Origin of the sequence: Chelatococcus caeni (assembly GCF_014196925.1) — a bacterium.
Lineage (GTDB): Bacteria > Pseudomonadota > Alphaproteobacteria > Rhizobiales > Beijerinckiaceae > Chelatococcus_A > Chelatococcus_A caeni.
This window is the reverse complement of the sequence record NZ_JACIEN010000008.1, coordinates 168,247-184,493: the sequence shown is the minus strand read 5'-3', so window position 1 is coordinate 184,493 and position 16,247 is coordinate 168,247. Positions and strand designations below refer to the sequence as shown.

At 68.1% G+C, this 16,247-nt stretch carries 17 protein-coding genes; 10 read left to right on the top strand and 7 right to left on the bottom strand.

Annotation, left to right across the window (positions count from 1 at the left end; all coding sequences use genetic code 11):
* Positions 1-132 precede the first annotated feature (132 nt).
* Positions 133-411, bottom strand: a complete 279-nt coding sequence (locus tag GGR16_RS23760) for a NepR family anti-sigma factor (protein WP_019402887.1) — start codon at positions 409-411, stop codon at positions 133-135.
* Between the two features lie 194 nt (positions 412-605).
* Here GGR16_RS23760 and GGR16_RS23755 point away from each other — a divergent pair, with 194 nt between their 5' ends.
* The gene (locus GGR16_RS23755; protein WP_183318590.1) at positions 606-1,421 is read left to right on the top strand and encodes a response regulator; all 816 of its coding nucleotides are present in this window, start codon (positions 606-608) and stop codon (positions 1,419-1,421) included.
* 66 nt (positions 1,422-1,487) lie between these two features.
* Here the strand turns inward: GGR16_RS23755 and GGR16_RS23750 are convergent, their stop codons facing one another.
* From GGR16_RS23750 to GGR16_RS23740, 3 genes are read right to left on the bottom strand one after another with little or no spacing between them, the layout of a single operon-like run.
* Entirely contained in the window at positions 1,488-1,943 is a 456-nt protein-coding gene (locus GGR16_RS23750; protein WP_019402885.1) for a hypothetical protein, read from the bottom strand.
* Positions 1,943-2,293, bottom strand: coding sequence for an ElaB/YgaM/YqjD family protein (locus tag GGR16_RS23745; protein ID WP_019402884.1), 351 nt, complete (start codon positions 2,291-2,293; stop codon positions 1,943-1,945). The genes GGR16_RS23750 and GGR16_RS23745 overlap by 1 nt, the downstream gene beginning before the upstream one ends.
* A 36-nt stretch (positions 2,294-2,329) precedes the next feature.
* Positions 2,330-2,527: a CsbD family protein gene (locus tag GGR16_RS23740; RefSeq protein WP_019402883.1), complete on the bottom strand. Its 198-nt coding sequence runs from the start codon at positions 2,525-2,527 to the stop codon at positions 2,330-2,332.
* Between the two features lie 188 nt (positions 2,528-2,715).
* On the opposite strand from GGR16_RS23740, the gene GGR16_RS26320 reads away from it, so the two are divergent.
* A complete protein-coding gene (locus GGR16_RS26320; RefSeq protein WP_156332675.1) occupies positions 2,716-3,018 on the top strand; it encodes a NepR family anti-sigma factor in 303 nt (100 codons plus the stop codon).
* Positions 3,005-3,568 carry a sigma-70 family RNA polymerase sigma factor gene (locus GGR16_RS23730; protein ID WP_019402881.1) on the top strand — a complete coding sequence of 188 codons (564 nt, stop codon included), beginning with the start codon at positions 3,005-3,007 and terminating at the stop codon, positions 3,566-3,568. The genes GGR16_RS26320 and GGR16_RS23730 overlap by 14 nt, the downstream gene beginning before the upstream one ends.
* Before the next feature lie 4 nt (positions 3,569-3,572).
* On the opposite strand, the gene GGR16_RS23725 is transcribed toward GGR16_RS23730, so the two are convergent.
* Positions 3,573-4,475, bottom strand: coding sequence for a CHAD domain-containing protein (locus GGR16_RS23725; protein WP_183318588.1), 903 nt, complete (start codon positions 4,473-4,475; stop codon positions 3,573-3,575).
* Between the two features lie 181 nt (positions 4,476-4,656).
* On the opposite strand from GGR16_RS23725, the gene GGR16_RS23720 reads away from it, so the two are divergent.
* Both GGR16_RS23720 and GGR16_RS23715 read left to right on the top strand, forming a co-directional pair.
* Positions 4,657-5,640, top strand: coding sequence for a TAXI family TRAP transporter solute-binding subunit (locus GGR16_RS23720; RefSeq protein ID WP_019402879.1), 984 nt, complete (start codon positions 4,657-4,659; stop codon positions 5,638-5,640).
* 142 nt (positions 5,641-5,782) lie between these two features.
* Entirely contained in the window at positions 5,783-7,954 is a 2,172-nt protein-coding gene (locus GGR16_RS23715; RefSeq protein WP_183318586.1) for a TRAP transporter permease, read from the top strand.
* 12 nt (positions 7,955-7,966) lie between these two features.
* Here the strand turns inward: GGR16_RS23715 and GGR16_RS23710 are convergent, their stop codons facing one another.
* A complete protein-coding gene (locus GGR16_RS23710; protein ID WP_071924181.1) occupies positions 7,967-8,314 on the bottom strand; it encodes a gamma-glutamylcyclotransferase family protein in 348 nt (115 codons plus the stop codon).
* A gap of 194 nt (positions 8,315-8,508) precedes the next feature.
* On the opposite strand from GGR16_RS23710, the gene GGR16_RS23705 reads away from it, so the two are divergent.
* From GGR16_RS23705 to GGR16_RS23690, 4 genes are all read left to right on the top strand, one after another.
* Positions 8,509-9,069, top strand: a complete 561-nt coding sequence (locus GGR16_RS23705; protein WP_183318584.1) for a type 1 glutamine amidotransferase domain-containing protein — start codon at positions 8,509-8,511, stop codon at positions 9,067-9,069.
* 164 nt (positions 9,070-9,233) lie between these two features.
* Positions 9,234-9,890 carry a TetR/AcrR family transcriptional regulator gene (locus GGR16_RS23700; RefSeq protein WP_425486600.1) on the top strand — a complete coding sequence of 219 codons (657 nt, stop codon included), beginning with the start codon at positions 9,234-9,236 and terminating at the stop codon, positions 9,888-9,890.
* On the top strand, positions 9,887-10,975 hold the full coding sequence (locus GGR16_RS23695) for an efflux RND transporter periplasmic adaptor subunit (RefSeq protein ID WP_019402874.1): 1,089 nt from the start codon (positions 9,887-9,889) through the stop codon (positions 10,973-10,975). Before GGR16_RS23700 ends, GGR16_RS23695 begins: the two co-directional genes overlap by 4 nt.
* Positions 10,976-11,093: 118 nt before the next feature.
* A complete protein-coding gene (locus tag GGR16_RS23690) occupies positions 11,094-14,237 on the top strand; it encodes an efflux RND transporter permease subunit (protein ID WP_183318580.1) in 3,144 nt (1,047 codons plus the stop codon).
* Positions 14,238-14,425: 188 nt separating this feature from the next.
* Here GGR16_RS23690 and hppD read toward each other — a convergent pair whose 3' ends face one another.
* A complete protein-coding gene (hppD, locus tag GGR16_RS23685; RefSeq protein ID WP_183318578.1) occupies positions 14,426-15,553 on the bottom strand; it encodes a 4-hydroxyphenylpyruvate dioxygenase in 1,128 nt (375 codons plus the stop codon).
* A 119-nt stretch (positions 15,554-15,672) separates the two neighbouring features.
* On the opposite strand from hppD, the gene GGR16_RS23680 reads away from it, so the two are divergent.
* A complete protein-coding gene (locus GGR16_RS23680) occupies positions 15,673-16,158 on the top strand; it encodes an Lrp/AsnC family transcriptional regulator (protein WP_183318577.1) in 486 nt (161 codons plus the stop codon).
* Positions 16,159-16,247 lie beyond the last annotated feature (89 nt).

Below are 16,247 nucleotides of genomic sequence, written 5' to 3'. Positions count from 1 at the left end.
CGCCGATCAGCTGATCGATGCGGCGCGGCTGCCATGGACCGGGTCCATTCGCGGCCTCACGGACAGGGATGGCAAGCGCTCATGCCGCCCTGCTTCCATCATTGGGGAGACCGCCAGCACGTCGATCGATCCTCATTGCTTTTCCCCACCCTCGTCCGGTTCGTCGGGGGCGGAGGCGGTCCCGCCAATTCTGGCGTCCAGCTCCGTAAGCAGCTTCATGAAACGGTCGGGCACCTCTTGCTGCAGGATGTCGTCGTAGACGGCACGCAGCTGCTGGCCGATCTGGGCCTGGATGTCCTTGCCGACAGTCCGTCCCCCGCCTGCCGCCCTATCCGCGGACGGGGGGCGACCGGCCGTGGTGTCCTTCTGCCGTTGGGTGACGCCACCCTTTGCGCCCTTGTCTGCGCCCATATGCCTGCTCGTGTTCCGTCTGCCATTGCCCCGCTACATCGATAATGGGCGGAATTTTAAATTGTTCCTGACCTACCGGAACTTTTTTCGATGGACTTCGTTTGCTCATGATGGTGCTGTCGCCGCGTGAGTGGCGGGTCGGCCCCCACCGCGATGGCGGTGTGCAGACGACGACAACGAAACAGAGGTTGTTCATGTCCCTCGCTCAAGCGATTGCTCCCCATCTGCCCTATCTGCGCCGCTTCGCGCGCGTGCTCGCGGGTAGCCAGAGCGGAGGCGATGCCTATGCCGTCGCGACATTGGAGGCGATCCTTGCCGATCCGGCGGCGCTCGACCGGCAGATCGACCTGCGCGTTGCGCTGTATCGCGTGTTTCTGCGGGTGTGGCAGTCCATCCAGCTCAATGCGGAGGCGCCCCCAGCCATCGACACCGAGCCGCAGGATGAAGGTTTCACACGGCTCGAGCAGCTGACGCCGCGTCCGCGCGTCGCCTTCCTTCTCGCCGCGGTCGAAGGATTCTCGACCGCGCACGTCGCCCAGGCCCTCGACTGCAGCGAGGACGAGGCGGCGGCGCTTCTCGCCGAGGCCGGCCAGGAGCTCTCCGAGCAGCTGGCGACCGACATCCTCATCATCGAGGACGAGCCCATCATCGCCATGGACCTCGAGGCGCTGGTCGAAAGCCTCGGCCACCGTGTCATCGACGTCGCCCGGACCCACAGCGAGGCCCTCGAGGTCGTGAAGCGGCAGCGTCCGGGACTGGTGCTCGCCGATATCCAGCTCGCCGACGGCTCGTCCGGCCTCGATGCGGTCAACGACATCCTCGCCGAGGCGGAGATGCCGGTGATCTTCATCACGGCCTATCCGGAGCGGCTGCTGACCGGGGCGCGGCCCGAGCCGACCTTCCTGGTCACCAAGCCGTTCAGCCCGGATGCCGTGAAGGCGGTGATCAGCCAGGCGCTGTTCTTCGACCGCCGGTCGCATCAGGCAGGTCCCGTCGCGGCGGCAAGCTGAGCGCGTCGTCCGCCGGCGCCCGAGCTTGTGAAGCGCGGGCCCGGCGGCGATCCCGCCCTGCCATGCCTAATCTTTCCGTTTCGATCGTCCGGGGCGCTCCAGCAGGCGCCCCGAGACGAACCCGGCTATGAGTGCGGCAAGCATCAATTGCTTGCCGTCCAGAGACCGGGCAAGCTCGCGCCCCACGTTCAGAGCGGAGGCTTCGAGCGCTTCCTGCCGCGACAGGCCGGCGGCAGTGGCTGGGTGGGCAGCGACGTCGCGGGGCCGATACCGACCGGCGCGCGCGCCCAGAAGAAGCAGGATGGCCACGAGCACGAAGGTCCCGGCGATGATCGACGGGGCCGCAATCGGCCCATACAGGTCTTCCAGCCACCGGTGAGCGGCGATCGCGGCGAAGACCAGCCCGATGCCGAGGGACAAGGCCGCCAGCAGGCACAGGACGATGCTGCGCACGATGCGCGCGGCTCCTTCTTGCACCTGCCGGCGCGCAGCGCTGGTGACGAGCGAGAGAAGCCCGCCCATCAGCGCCGGCTCATCATGCCGAGGATGAGGCCTATGCCGCCGGCGATCAGCACTGCCGTGAGCGGGTTGCGTTCGATGCCGTGCTCGATTTCGGAGCCGACGGAACGCACCCGGCGCTCGGCATCGGCAGCGGCGTCGCGCGTTGCCCGGGCGATTTCCTCGGCCGTGGCCGTGAAGCGGTCCATCGTCTCGCCGGCTGCCGTGCGCACCCGCTCGCCGGTTTCCTCGAGCTCGCGCTGCAGGAGGTTGGAGACGGCCTCGGTCAGACGACCGATGTCGCCCCTGAGGGTGTCGATCTCCCGGCGCAGCTCAATCGCCTCAGCGGACCCGCCATCGGTCTTGGTGGCCATCCTCTCCTCCTCGCTTTCAGTGGGTTCAACGCTCTTTCAGTGCCGGCTCAGCCAGGTGTCGATCTCGCGTTCAGCCTGGTCCTTGGCATAACCGTAGCGCTCCTGGAGACGGCCGACGAGTTCGGTCCGCTTGCCCTCGATGACGTCGAGGTCGTCATCGGTGAGCTTGCCCCACTGCTGCTGGGCCATGCCCTTGAATTTCTTCCAGTTACCTTCGACCTGATCCCAGTTCATCTCCACCTCCGTTTGCAAGGAATGTCCGACAGGCCGCAGCGCCGTGCGGCTTTGCCCGGAAAGAACGCCCCTGCGACATCGATGGTTCCGTCGGTCCCCGTTGGGAACTTCTCGTCCGGCACGACGTTGATGGATGATTGAACACAGGACGGTATGATGATTGTGGCAGCGTTTACGGAGACCTCGGTATGACCATGACGAGCGACGGAAGAGCCGGAGACGGCCATAACCGACGCCGTGATGCTGCCCTGGGCGGCAGCCGGGCAGCCCTTCGGATGCGCGATGGAGACGGCGGATCCGTCATGGCTGAAAACAAGAACGATGCGGTGGTTGTGTCGCACGCGGCTGTTGCTGCGCCGTTGCCCGAGCACCTGACGCGGTGCCTCAGGGCGATGTACGACGACGTTCTCGACGAGCCGGTGCCGGACCGTTTCCGTCAGCTCCTCGAAGCGCTCGATCGTCAGCAGGGAGCCGCCGATGCAGCCGACTGAGAAGACCAAGCAGGATCTGCTCAAGGCGATACCCAGCCTGCGCGCCTTCGCGATGTCGCTCACCGGCAATCCGGACCGCGCGGACGACCTCGTGCAGGAGGCCCTCATCCGGGCCTGGGCCAATCTCGGTTCCTTCACCGAGGGCACCAACATGGTCGCCTGGCTCTATACGATCCTGCGCAACGCCTTCTATTCGGAGTATCGCAAGCGAAGCCGCGAGGTCGAGGATGTCGACGGCCGGGCGGCCGCAGCCCAGGCGATGCCGCCCTCGCAGCTCGACCACATGAACATGTGCGACTTCCGCGCCGCCCTGATGACCCTGCCGGCCGACCAGCGCGAGGCGCTCGTGCTCGTCGGGGCGGCCGGCATGTCCTACGAGGAGGCGGCGGAGATCTGCGGCTGTGCGCTCGGCACGATCAAGAGCCGCATCAACCGTGCGCGCACGCGCCTTGCCCAGGTCCTCTCCGTGGAGAACGGCGCCGATTTCAGCGCCGATCCCGAATGGCAGGCGGTGATGGACCAGCCGGTTCCCACGGCGCGGGCGGGCTGACCGCTCAGCGGGCTTCGCCCGCGAAGGTCGCCTTCAGGGCCTTGCCGAGGCGGCGGGTGTCGCCGTCGAACAGCCGATCGGCGGCGCGTGAGATCCTCTTCTCCAGCCGCCGCTGCTCCTTGCCGATGAGGCTGCCGAGGGTGGCGAGTTCCGCCCCATCGACAAGGCCGGCACCCGCAATGGCCCGGCGGGCGTCGTGCAGGTCGTGGTGGCGCCCGAGGAGGTCGCGCAGGTCCTGCATGCGCTTGCGGCGCGTCTCCATGAGACGGCCCGCGGCTGTGAGGAAGCCGAGATGGTAGCGGTGGCGCACCACCCAGCGGCGCGCGGCATGCAGTTCGTCCGCATCGCGGCTGGAAAGGCCCTTGGCGAGGCGCCGCCGCGCCCGGCGCACCGTGTGCTTCGCGCCCTTGAGGAGCTGGCGCCAGCTATCGGGCACGGGCCAGTCGCCGACGCCTTCGCCAAGGCCGTGCAGCGCTTCCGCCACCTGCGCGACGCGCTGGTGGCTCAGGACCTCGCCCTCGGCAGCGGAGGCACATTCGTCGGCCCACCGGCACAGGCGGGCGAGCAGGGCGCTCGCCTTCTCCGGAGCATGATGGGCCAGCGCGCCGAGGGTTTCGGCGAGGACGCGCGCCTCCCGGGCGCCCGCGAGCAGGGTCGCGCTGTCGCGCAACTGCGCATCGACCTCGCACAGCCGTTCGCATTCGGGATCGGCGAGACGCAGCAGCGCCCGGAGCGCCTTGATGCCCTTGCGCGTCTCATGCGCGGCGGTCGCCGGCATGGCGTCGAAGGCGGCGAGCGCGCGGGACATGTCGGCGAGGAGGGCCCGCGCGAGGTGTCGCACGGCCTCGTCTGCCGGCAGCGAGGGGTCGAGCGCGTGTTCCGCGATGGTCGGCGGGCGTGCATCCATGGCGCTATTCGCGGCATTGCCCCGCCTCCTGTCAACGGTGCGCTGCCCGACCGGCGCCCAATACCGCCGTGGAGCACGTCACGGGGCGGCTTTCAAATCTGCAGCTTCCTGATCTAATCTCGTCACAGTGCCGTCATGGGCGGCAGCGGGCGCGTGCCCGCATCTCGGGAGGCAATCGATCATGCAGAAACTGTTCTCGCGCCGCGATGTCGCGCGGCTCGGTCTGGGGCTGGGCGCCGTTGCGCTCATGGGGCGCGAAGCCTTCGCGCAGGGGCCGGCCTTCTTCCGCATCGGCACCGGCGGCACGGCGGGCACCTACTATCCCGTCGGCGGCCTCATCGCCAACGCGGTCTCCAACCCGCCCAACCTCATTGTGACGGCGCAGGCGGCCAACGGCTCCGTCGCCAATGTCAACGGCATCGCCTCAGGCGCCATCGAATCCGGCTTCAGCCAGGCGGACGTCGCCTACTGGGCCTATACGGGCACGGGCCTGTTCGAGGGCAAGGGCAAGGTCGACGTGCTGCGGCTCATCGCCAATCTCTATCCAGAGAGCATCCACCTCGTCGTCTCCAAGGCCGCCAACATCAAGTCGGTCGCCGACCTCAAGGGCAAGCGCGTGTCGCTCGACGAGCCGGGCTCGGGCACCCTCGTCGACGCCAAGATCATCCTCGGCGGCTGGGGCCTGACCGAAAAGGATGTCGCGGCGGACTACCTGAAGCCGAACCAGGCGGCCGAGAAGATGCGCGACGGCGGCATGGACGCCTTCTTCTTCGTCGGCGGCTATCCGACGAGCGCCATTGCCGAACTCGCGGCGACCAGCTCCGCCGGCATCGACATCGTGCCGATCGACGGCGAGGGCGCGGCCAAGATCATGAGCGAATACAAGTTCTTCGCCGCCGACGAGATCCCCGCCGACACCTACAAGGGCGTCGGCGCCGTCAAGACGCTCGCCGTCGGTGCCCAGTGGGTGACGTCCTCCAACGTGTCGGACGATGTCGTCTACGAGGTCGTCAAGGGGCTGTGGAGCGACAAGACCCGCCAGGCGCTCGATGCCGGCCATGCCAAGGGCAAGCTCATCCGCAAGGAGACGGCGCTCGCCGGCGCGGGCATTCCGGTCCATTCGGGTGCCGAGAAGTTCTACAAGGAAGCCGGCCTCTTGAAGTAAGAGCCTGGAGAGGCAGTAGGCAATCGGCCGTCGGCAGTCGGGATCCCGGCCGCCGAGGCGCGATTGCCTGCTGCCAAGCCTTTTGGGGCAGTCAGCCCCGACGACTGCCGACTGCCCATTGCCCATTGCCGTGTCCCTGACAATGACCAATGCAAACCTTCACACGGTGACCGAGAGCCGGTCGCTCGAGGAGAAGTTCGATCCGGAGATGCGCTTCCGCCCCCTCCAGCCGGGTGTGGCGTGGCTGGTCGCGGGGCTGCTCTTCGCGCTGTCGGCATTCCATTACTACACGGCCGGTTTCGGTCTCCTGCGCGAGACGACGCATCGCGGCATCCACATGGCCTTCGTCGTCGGCCTCATCTTTCTCGTCTTTGCCGCCCGCAAGGTCGACCAGGAGAGGCTCGCGCCATCGCGATGGTGGCGTCCCGGCGGCATCCCGCTCTTCGACTGGGCCTTCGCCGTCGCCGCCGTCGCCGCCAGCCTCTACGTGCCTTGGATCTTCAGCGAACTCGCCTTCCGCGTCGGCAACCCGACGCCGACCGACGTCCTCATGGGCACGCTGATGATCGTCACGCTCATCGAGGCGACCCGGCGCGGTGTCGGTTGGCCGCTGCCGATCATCGCGACCGGCCTCATGGCCTATGCCTATTTCGGCCCCTCCATGCCGGGCATCTTCCAGCATCCGGGCGCCTCCTGGTCCAACATCGTCAACCACCTCTACCTGACGAGCCAGGGCATCTACGGCATCCCCCTCGGCGTGGTGGCGACCTATGTCTTCCACTACGTGCTGTTCGGGGTGCTCGCGACGCGCATCGGCCTCGGCAAGCTGTTCATCGATCTTGCGTCCTGCGTCGCCGGGCGCTTCGCCGGCGGGCCGGCGAAGATCTCGATCTTCGGCTCCGCCCTCTTCGGCATGATCTCCGGCTCGTCCATCGCCAATACGGTGACGGTGGGCTCGCTCACCATTCCGGCCATGATCCGGCTCGGCTATCCGCGCCATTTCGCGGCGGCGGTGGAATCGACCGCCTCGACCGGTGGGCAGATCACGCCGCCGATCATGGGGGCTGCGGCCTTCCTCATGGTCGAGTTCCTCGGCATCGCCTACACCAGCGTCATCCTCGCCGCCGCCGTGCCGGCCTTCATGCATTTCTACGGCGTCTTCGCGCAGGTGCATTTCGAGGCGAAGAAGAGCGGCCTGCGCGGCCTGACCGCGGCCGAGCTGCCCAATCCGCTCAAGGTGCTGCGCGAGGGCTGGCAGACGCTGATGCCGCTCGCGGCGCTGCTCACCATCCTCTTTTCGGGCTACACGCCTTATCTCGCCGCCTTCTGGGGCATCACCGCCTGCATGGTCGTCGGCCTCGCACGCGTGCCGGCGATCACCGTCGGCTATTTCGCGGCGCTGGCGGTGGCGGTGGCCTTCGGCGTCGTCACGCAGCTCTGGTTCTCGGTGCCGATGGTGCTCTTCGCCATCGGGCTCGGCGTCGCCGGCTGGCTGCGCGACGACCGGCACAAGGCGCTCGTCATCGACGTCGCCGACGGTTTCGTGGTCGGCGCCAAATATGCCATTTCGGTCGGCGCCGCGGCGGCGACCGTCGGCATCATCATCGGCATCGTCACGCTGACGGGCGTCGGCTTCAAGATCTCCTACATCGTCACGAGCCTTGCGGCGGAGATCGGCCAGGCGGTGCTGTCCGTCGTGCCGGGCGGGCTCCTGACCGACAAGGGCCTGACGCTCTTCTTTACGCTCGTGCTGACCGCCATCGTCTGCATCCTGCTCGGCTGCGGCGTGCCGACGACGGCCAACTACATCATCATGGTGACGGTGGCGGCGCCGACGCTCGCGCTCTTCGCCATCGAGCCCGTGGTCGCGCACTTCTTCGTCTTCTACTACGGGGTGCTGGCGGATGTGACGCCGCCCGTCGCGCTGGCGGCCTATGCGGGTGCCAGCATGGCGGGGGCCGATCCGTTCCGCACGGGCAACACGGCCTTCCGCCTCGCGCTCGGCAAGGTGCTGGTGCCCTTCGTCTTCGTCTACGGCCCGGCGATGCTCATCGTCACCCAGGGCTTCAACTGGCCGGATTTCCTGACGACGACGGCGGGCTGCCTCATCGGCATCACGCTGCTCTCGGCGGCCTTCGCCGGCTTTGGCCTTGCCCCGCTCGCCGGCTGGGAGCGGTGGCTCATCGGCATCGCGGCGCTGCCCACCGTGGCGCCGGGGCTGACGAGCTCGCTCGCCGGCGTCGCCCTCGCGAGCCCGGTCGTCCTGCGCCAGCTCCTCGCCATGCGGCGCGCGGCGGCGCCCGGCCTCGGCTGAGGCCAGGCGAGGTCAGGCCTTGACGTAGACCCAGGCCTCGCGGCCGGATGCGAGGCGCACGAGGATGCGCCGGTAGTCCGCCACCTCGTAGGCGTCGGCGGCCGCAAGCTCGGCCTCGGTGATGGCGAAGACCTTGCCGGGGACTCGGTCGGCCGGGTCACCGGTGGGCGCGACGATGGGGTGGAAGCGGCTGCCGCTGGTGCGGACGACCTCCGGATCGGTGATCTCGACGAAGGATTGCCGGTATCCCGGCATGGCATCGTCGCTGCCGTCGAGCAGCCGGCCGAAGGAGGCGAGCTGCACGTTCTCCTGCTGCAGGGTGCCGTAGGAGAACAGGAGAACGGTGCGGCTGTCGCTCATCGGGTCGCCCTTCAGTCGAAAAATCGCGGGGCCGATACGTTAGCGCCTCGCGCCCCGCCGGCCAGTGGGTGTCGCCGCGGCAGGCTGCGACATCGTCGCGCGGGTCCCTGCGGCGCATCTCGCCCTTCGCCGCGGAACGAAGGTGGCCGCGCTTCGTTCGAAGACTGTCCCCGACAACGAAAGGGAGAAGACAGATGCAGGATATTTCCGGCAAGCGCGTCGCAATTCTCGCAACGAACGGCTTCGAGCAGTCGGAACTCGAGGTGCCGCGCGACAAGCTGCGCCAGGCGGGTGCCGAGGTTCACGTGATTTCGCTTGAGGCCGGCGAGATCAAGGGGTGGGACAAGAGCGACTGGGGCCGCCCGGTGCCGGTCGACAAGACCCTCGAGGAGGTCCGGCCGCAGGACTACGACGCGCTGGTGCTGCCCGGCGGGCAGATCAACCCCGACCTGCTGCGCGTCGAAACGAAGGCGCTCGCCTTCATCAAGAGCTTCTGGACGGACAAGAAGGTGATCGGCGCCATCTGCCATGCGCCGTGGCTGCTGATCGAGGCCGGCATCATCCGCGACCGCCGCGTCACGTCCTACAAGTCCATCAAGAGCGACATGATCAACGCCGGCGGCAAGTGGGAGGACAGCGAAGTGGTCACGGACCAGGGCCTCGTCACCAGCCGCAATCCCGGCGACCTCGACGCCTTCTGCGGCAAGCTCGCCGAGGAGATCCGCGAGGGCCGGCACGAGCGTCGGGCCGCGTAACCGCCGCGATCAACGGCCGCAGGTTGGGAAGGCGTCCCTCAGGGGCGCCTTTTCCGTTCTGGAGCGGATAACGTGCCGCCGCTACCATCCCGGAAGCGTCCATCAGCTTGACAGGGGCCCGGTCCCGATTCATAGGAGAATGAATGTTCATTCTCATCGGGTGAGTGTTGCGTAGCGACCTATGGGAGCGTCCGGCCGAGGGCGAGGGGAGCGCCGACAGGCGCTCGCGTATCCTCGATGCGGCCGAGAGGTGTTTCGTCCGCAGCGGCTTTCATCGCACGACGATGCAGGACGTTGCCGCCGAGGCAGGCATGAGTGCGGGCAATCTCTACCGGTACTTCCGCTCGAAGGGCGCGATCGTCGCGGGCCTGACGGAGCGGGACCGGGCGGAGATGGCCTCCGACCTGTCCGTCATCGGTGCGGGGGACGATTTCATCGCCGCCTTCCGTGAACTGGGGCGCAAGCACTTCGAGGACGAGCCGCGCGAAAGGGCGGTCCTGTGCCTCGAGATCTGGGCGGAGGCGACCCGCAACCGCGAGGTGGCCGCGACGGCACAGGAGTTCGAGCGTGATCTCATCGCGCGCCTGACCGACCTGATCGCCGCCGCGCAGGCGAATGGCTCGGTCTCGCCGCTCAGCGAGGCGCGCGACATCGCGGTGCTGATCGCAACGCTCGCCGATGGGCTGTTCGTACGCCGGGCGCTCCTGCCGGATTTTGATGCCGATCGGGAGGTCCGTCATGTTCTCACAATCCTTGGCGCCTTGTTGAAGGGACACATTTGTCTGTCACAAGGCGGTTGCGGCGCGGAGGCGTCCTCATGAAGGCCAGTCGAGTTCTTGCCGTCGTCATTCTGATCGGCGCCGTCGCGTGGATCGGATCGGGCGTGTTCGGCCGCGACGGCGAGCAGACCGCGGCGCTCGCGCCGCAGGCCGAGACGCAGGCGCAGGCCCTGTTCCGCGTTGCCGTGCTGCCGGCGACGGTGGAGGACCACGCACGCCGCGTCGTCCTGTCCGGCCGCACCGAGGCGGACCGGCGCGTCAACGTGTCGGCCCGTGCCGACGGCACCATCGAGCAGCTCAACGTGCGGCGCGGCGCGCGGGTCAAGACCGGCGACGTCCTCGCCGTCATCTCCGACGAGGCGCGCGAGGCGCAGGTCGCGCAGGCCAAGGCCAAGCTGGAGCAGCGGCGCGTCGAGCTCACGGCGCGCCTCACCCTTATCGAGCAGGGCAACCTCGCTCCGCTGCAGAAGCCGCAGCTCGAGGCGGAGCTGCGCGCGGCCGAGGCCGCGCTCGCCCAGGCCGAGACCGAGCTCAGCAAGAACCAGGTGCGCGCGCCGATCGACGGCATCGTCATCGAGGTGCCGGTCGAGGCCGGCCAGCCGCTGCAGGTCGGCGCCAAGGTGGCCGAGATCATCAGCCTCGATCCCATGCTCGCCGTGGTCGAGATCGCCGAGCGGCAGCTCGGCGGCATCACCGTCGGCGACACGGCGAAGGTCAAGACGGTGAACGGCGTCGAGGCTGCGGGGCGGGTGCGCTTCATCTCCGCGGCGGCGAGCCAGCAGACCCGGACTTATCGCGTCGACATCGAGCTCGCCAATGCCGACGGGCAGCTGCCCGACGGGGTGACCTGTGAGGTGGTGCTGGAGCTCGCGCCCCAGCCGGCCGCGCATGTGCCGCGCTCGGCATTGACCTTCTCCGCCGAGGGGCGGCTCGGCGTCCGGGTCGTCGGCACGGGCGACGAGGTGGCCTTCGTGCCCGTCACGATCATCGAGGACGGGCTCGAGAAGGTGTGGCTCGGCGGCCTCCAGACCGGCCAGCGCGTCATCGTGCAGGGGCAGGATTTCGTCAAGGAAGGCCAGCGCGTGACGCCCGTCGAGGCGCCGGCGGCGGTGGTCAGCAAGGGCTGAGGCCCACGCGGCTCCCCGCATCCGGCCCGCCGGCGGGCGGTTCGGGAGCCCTCATGCAGCTTCAACGGCGGAACGGCGCGAGCGGCCGTTCCGCCTGCAACGTTCGGGGACCGGGCCCATGGCCAATCCTGTCGATTACGCCATTTCCCATGCCAGGCTGACGCTTGCGACGCTCGCGTTCCTGCTCATCGCCGGCTTTTCCGCCTATCTCTCGATCCCGAAGGAGGCGGAGCCGGACGTCAAGGTCCCGATCATCTACGTCAGCGTGACCCAGCGCGGCATCAGCCCGCAGGACGCGGAGCGGCTCATCCTGCGGCCCATCGAGACGCAGCTCAAGTCGGTGTCGCACGTCAAGGAGATGCGGGCGGCCTCCTATGAGGGCGGCGGCTACGTGCTGGTCGAGTTCGAGGCGGGCTTCGATTCCAACGCGGCGCTCGCCGACGTGCGCGCCAAGGTGGACGACGCCAAGAGCGACCTGCCGCGCGAGGCGGACGAGCCGAAGGTGCAGGAGGTCAATCTCTCGCTCTTCCCGGTGCTCGTGGTGGCGCTCGGCGGCAATGTGCCGGAGCGGACGCTGCTGCAGCTCGCGCGCCAGGCCGAGACGGCGATCGAGCAGCTGCCGGGCGTGCTCTCGGCCGACCTGCGCGGCGCGCGGGACGAGGTGGTGGAGATCATCGCCGAGCCGATGCTGATGAAGAGCTACGGCATCTCGCTCGACACGCTGGTGCAGTCGTTTTCCGCCGGCAACAGCCTCGTCGCCGCGGGCGCCATCGAGAGCGCCTCGGGGCGCTTCGCGGTGAAGGTGCCCTCGCTCATCGAGCGGCCGGAGGACGTGCTGAAATTCCCGGTGGCGGCGACGCCGTCCGCCGTCGTCACGCTCGGCGACGTCGCCGAGGTGCGGCCGACCTTCAAGGACCCGACCTCGATCACGCGCATCAACGGCAAGCCGGCGATGACGCTCGAGATCGTCAAGCGCACCGGCGCCAACCTCATCGAGACGGTGGATGCCGTCAAGCAGACGATGGCCGATCTGCAGAAGACCTGGCCGTCGACCGTGGAGGTGGCGTTCACGCAGGACAAGTCGAAAGACATCCGCACGATGCTGCACGAGCTGCAGAACAGCGTCATCACGGCCGTTCTGCTCGTCGTCGTCATCATGCTTTTCGTGCTCGGCGGCCGTGCGTCGATCTTCATCGGCATCGCCATTCCGGCCTCGTTCCTCGCCGGCATCCTCGGCCTGCAGCTCGCCGGACTGACGGTCAACATTGTCGTCCTGTTCTCGCTCATCCTCGCCGTCGGCATGCTGGTCGATGATGCCATCATCGTCTCGGAATTCGCCGAGCGGCGCATGGCGGAGGGCATGCCAGCGAAGGCGGCCTATTCGCTCGCCGCCAAGCGCATGGCGGGGCCGGTGATCGCGGCCACGGCGACGCGCGTCGCCGCCTTCTCGCCGCTGATGTTCTGGCCCGGCATCGTCGGCGAGTTCATGAAGTTCCTGCCGCTGACGCTGATCGCCACGCTCTCGGCCTCGCTGGCGGTTGCCCTGTTCTTCACCCCGACCCTCGGCGCCATCATGGGCCGGGCCACCGAGATCAAGGACGAGCGCGCGGCCGACCGGGGCGTCTACATGCGCACCGTGCGCCTGGCCCTCAAGCACCCGCTCGCCACGCTCGGGCTCGCGGTGCTGCTGCTCGTCGGCGTGATCCAGGCCTACGGGCGCTTCGGCCACGGCGTCGAGTTCTTCCCCGAGGTGGAGCCGGACTATGCGCTCGTGCAGGTGCGCGCGCGCGGCAATCTCTCCATCGCCGAGAAGGACGGGCTCGTGCGCCGGGTGGAGGAAACGCTGCTCGGCATGAAGGAGCTGGAGACCGTCTATGCGCGCGCCGGCGAAGGCCAGCGCGGCTCCGACGAGGTGACCGAGGATACCGTCGGCACCATCCAGTTCGAATTCGTCGACTGGCGCGAGCGGCGTCCGGCCTCCACCATCATGGAGGAGATCCGCCAGAAGACGGCGGGCCTCCCAGGCGTGATCATCGAGGTGACGAAGCCGGCGGCCGGCCCGCCGACGGGCAAGCCGATCACCCTGCAGATCACCTCGCTCGATCCCGAGAAGCTGTTCCCGACGGCCGTGCGCGTCGGCGACCTGCTCCGCTCGATGCCCAATACGCGCGACGTCGACGACGGGCTGCCGCTGCCGGGCATCGACTGGCGGCTCGACGTCGACAAGGCCGAGGCGGCCAAGTACGGCGCCAATCCCTCGTCCGTCGGCACCGCGGTGCAGCTCGTCACCAACGGCGTGAAGATCGCGGAATACAGGCCCGACAACACCGACAAGTCGGTCGACATCCTCGTGCGCTTCCCCGGCGACCGGCGCAGCATCGACCAGCTCGACGACCTCAGGATGAACACGCCGTCGGGCTATGTCCCGATCGGCAATTTCGTCACACGCACGCCGGACCAGAAGGTCGGCCTCATCAACCGCGTCAATGCCCAGCGCGTCGTGACGGTGACGGCCAACGTCGCCGAGGGCGTGCAGACCGCGCAGGTCCAGCAGGCGGTGATGGAGGCGCTCGCCAAGGAGAACTTCGGCGACGGCATCTCCTTCAAGATGAAGGGCGAAGACGAGGAGCGCGAGAAGGCCGGCGCCTTCCTGATGAAGGCCTTCGGCGCGGCGATGTTCCTGATCTTCGCCATCCTGCTGGCGCAGTTCAACAAGTTCACCAGCGTCCTGCTGGTGCTGACGGCGGTCATCCTGTCGACCATCGGCGTGCTCGTCGGCCTCATGATCATGGGCCAGGCCTTCGGCGTGGTGATGACCGGCATCGGCGTCATCGCCAATGCGGGCGTCATCGTGAACAACAACATCGTGCTGATCGACACCTACGACAGGCTGAGGCGCGAAGGCTGGACCGCCTATGACGCCATCATCGAGACCTGTCGCGAGCGTGCCCGGCCGGTGGTGCTGACGGCGGTGACGGCGGTGCTCGGCGTCGCGGCCATCGCCTTCGGGGTCAATATCGACTTCGTGACGCGCGACGTCTTCGTCGGAGCGCCGTCGACCCAGTGGTGGATTCACCTGTCGACGGCCATCGTCTTCGGCCTCGGCTTCGCGACGATCCTGACGCTCATCGTCACGCCGGCCGCGCTGATGGCGATCGCCAATCTCGCCGCGTGGCGCGACGCACGCCGCGCCCGCCGGCGCGAGCGGAAGGCGGGTGGAGCCGGCGGCGGCTCCGCGGCGGGCGCGACGCCGGCGGAGTAGCCGAGACAGAGCGGGGCCGGCCGGGCAGGGTGATTGCCGACAGGACCCCTCTCGTGTCGACGGTCTTGAGTCACAGCGTCATGCCCGCGCTCGTCGCGGGCATCCACGCCTTGGGAGGTCGTGCAGCTTCAAGAGCGTGGATGGCCGGAACAAGCCCGGCCATGACGCTGGAAGCGTGGTTTTCGATATTATTCCGCCGCGTCCGGCACCTTCAGCACGCCGCGGCGGATCTGGTCTTCCTCGATGGATTCGAAGAGGGCGCGGAAGTTGCCCTCGCCGAAGCCCTCGTCGCCCTTGCGCTCGATGAACTCGAAGAAGATCGGCCCGAGCACCGTGCCGGAGAAGATCTGCAGGAGCACGCGCGTCATGGTGCCGCCGCGCGCGCCGACCTTCACGGCGCCCTCGCCGTCGATGAGGATGCCGTCCTTCTTCAGCCGCTCCACGTCCTCGCCGTGGCCGGGCACGCGCGCGTCCACCTTCTCGTAATAGGTCGGTGGCGGAGCGGGCATGAAGGGCAGGCCGTTTGCCTTGAGGCGCTCGACGCTCTCGTAGATGTCACGGCAGCCGCAGGCGATGTGCTGGATGCCCTCGCCCTTGTAATCCTTGAGATATTCCTCGATCTGGCTCTTGTCGTCGACGGATTCGTTGATCGGGATGCGGATCTTGCCGCAGGGGCTGGTGATGGCGCGGCTGATGAGGCCGGTCAGCTTGCCCTCGATGTTGAAGAAGCGGATCTCCTTGAAGTTGAACAGCTTCTCGTAGAAGCCGGCCCACACGTCCATGCGCCCGCGTTGCACGTTGTGGGTGAGATGGTCAATGTAATAGAGCCCGACGCCTTCGGGCTTCTTTTCGGCGCCCGGCAACGGCTCGAAATCGGCCATCCAGTCGTCGCCCTCGTTGGAGACGAAATAGATGACCGAGCCGCCGATGCCCTCGATCGCCGGCGCATCGACGGCGAGCGGCCCGCGGTCCTCGCGCACGGGCCTGGCGTCGAGCGAGAGCGCGCGCTTGCGCGCGAAGGCGGGATCGACCATGCGCCAGCCCATGCCGACCGCGCAGGGGCCGTGCTCGGCGGCGAAGGCCGCGGCATAGCTCGCCGGCTCGTCATTGGCGAGGTAGCAGACGTCGCCCTGGCGCCACAGCGTCACGGCACGGCTCTTGTGCCGGGCGACGGGGGCAAAGCCCATCTTGGCGAAGAGGTCTGCGAGCTTCTCGGGCTCGGGATGGGCGAATTCGACGAAGGCGAAGCCGTCGGTGCCCATGGGATTGGAAGCATCGATGACGGCCGGCTCGGCATCGTGCGGGAAGGGACCCATGCTGTTCTCTCCTCTCTGGTGATGTAGGACAGAATGACGCATGATCGGTGCAAGGTGCTTGCAAAGGGCGGCATTCTTGCCGGTATGGATGCCGGTTTCGTGCATGAAATGGGGATTGGATGCAGGAAGCGATCACGCTCGACGGGTTCGACTGGCGCCTCCTTCACGCGCTGCAGGAGGATGCCTCGCTGACCAATGCGGGGCTTGCCGAGCGCGTCGGCCTGTCGGCCTCGCAGGTGTCGCGGCGGCGCCAGAAGCTGGAGGAGGCCGGGATCATCCGCGGCTACCGGGTCGATCTCGACGGGCGCAGGCTCGGCCTCGGCGTCACGGTCTTCGTCCATGTGACGCTCAACACCCATTCGCGCGACAATGCCCGGCGCTTCCGGGATCTCGTGCGCCGCACGCCGAGCGTGCTCGAGGGCCACGCCCTGACCGGCGAGGCCGACTATCTCCTCAAGCTCGCCGTCGCGGATCTCGGCGAACTGTCGCTCGTCATCAACGATGTCCTCCTGCCGGACCCGAGCGTTGCCCGGGTGCGTTCGGAAATCGTGCTCGAGACGTTGAAGGAGGCGGCCGGACTGCCGCTGCCCGGCCTGCCCGCCTGAGGTGGGGCGGAAGGCCGGCCGGTGCGATTTGCGGCCGGGCGAAGCAGGGCTCCATCTGGCAATAGCCGCCCGGCGATCCTACCTGCCGG

Coding starts and splice junctions, on each gene's coding strand:
- GGR16_RS23760 (WP_019402887.1), bottom strand. CDS start 411: ATGGGCGCAGACAAGGGCGCAAAGGGTGGCGTCACCCAACGGCAGAAG.
- GGR16_RS23755 (WP_183318590.1), top strand. CDS start 606: ATGTCCCTCGCTCAAGCGATTGCTCCCCATCTGCCCTATCTGCGCCGC.
- GGR16_RS23750 (WP_019402885.1), bottom strand. CDS start 1,943: ATGGGCGGGCTTCTCTCGCTCGTCACCAGCGCTGCGCGCCGGCAGGTG.
- GGR16_RS23745 (WP_019402884.1), bottom strand. CDS start 2,293: ATGGCCACCAAGACCGATGGCGGGTCCGCTGAGGCGATTGAGCTGCGC.
- GGR16_RS23740 (WP_019402883.1), bottom strand. CDS start 2,527: ATGAACTGGGATCAGGTCGAAGGTAACTGGAAGAAATTCAAGGGCATG.
- GGR16_RS26320 (WP_156332675.1), top strand. CDS start 2,716: ATGACCATGACGAGCGACGGAAGAGCCGGAGACGGCCATAACCGACGC.
- GGR16_RS23730 (WP_019402881.1), top strand. CDS start 3,005: ATGCAGCCGACTGAGAAGACCAAGCAGGATCTGCTCAAGGCGATACCC.
- GGR16_RS23725 (WP_183318588.1), bottom strand. CDS start 4,475: ATGGATGCACGCCCGCCGACCATCGCGGAACACGCGCTCGACCCCTCG.
- GGR16_RS23720 (WP_019402879.1), top strand. CDS start 4,657: ATGCAGAAACTGTTCTCGCGCCGCGATGTCGCGCGGCTCGGTCTGGGG.
- GGR16_RS23715 (WP_183318586.1), top strand. CDS start 5,783: ATGACCAATGCAAACCTTCACACGGTGACCGAGAGCCGGTCGCTCGAG.
- GGR16_RS23710 (WP_071924181.1), bottom strand. CDS start 8,314: ATGAGCGACAGCCGCACCGTTCTCCTGTTCTCCTACGGCACCCTGCAG.
- GGR16_RS23705 (WP_183318584.1), top strand. CDS start 8,509: ATGCAGGATATTTCCGGCAAGCGCGTCGCAATTCTCGCAACGAACGGC.
- GGR16_RS23695 (WP_019402874.1), top strand. CDS start 9,887: ATGAAGGCCAGTCGAGTTCTTGCCGTCGTCATTCTGATCGGCGCCGTC.
- GGR16_RS23690 (WP_183318580.1), top strand. CDS start 11,094: ATGGCCAATCCTGTCGATTACGCCATTTCCCATGCCAGGCTGACGCTT.
- hppD (WP_183318578.1), bottom strand. CDS start 15,553: ATGGGTCCCTTCCCGCACGATGCCGAGCCGGCCGTCATCGATGCTTCC.
- GGR16_RS23680 (WP_183318577.1), top strand. CDS start 15,673: ATGCAGGAAGCGATCACGCTCGACGGGTTCGACTGGCGCCTCCTTCAC.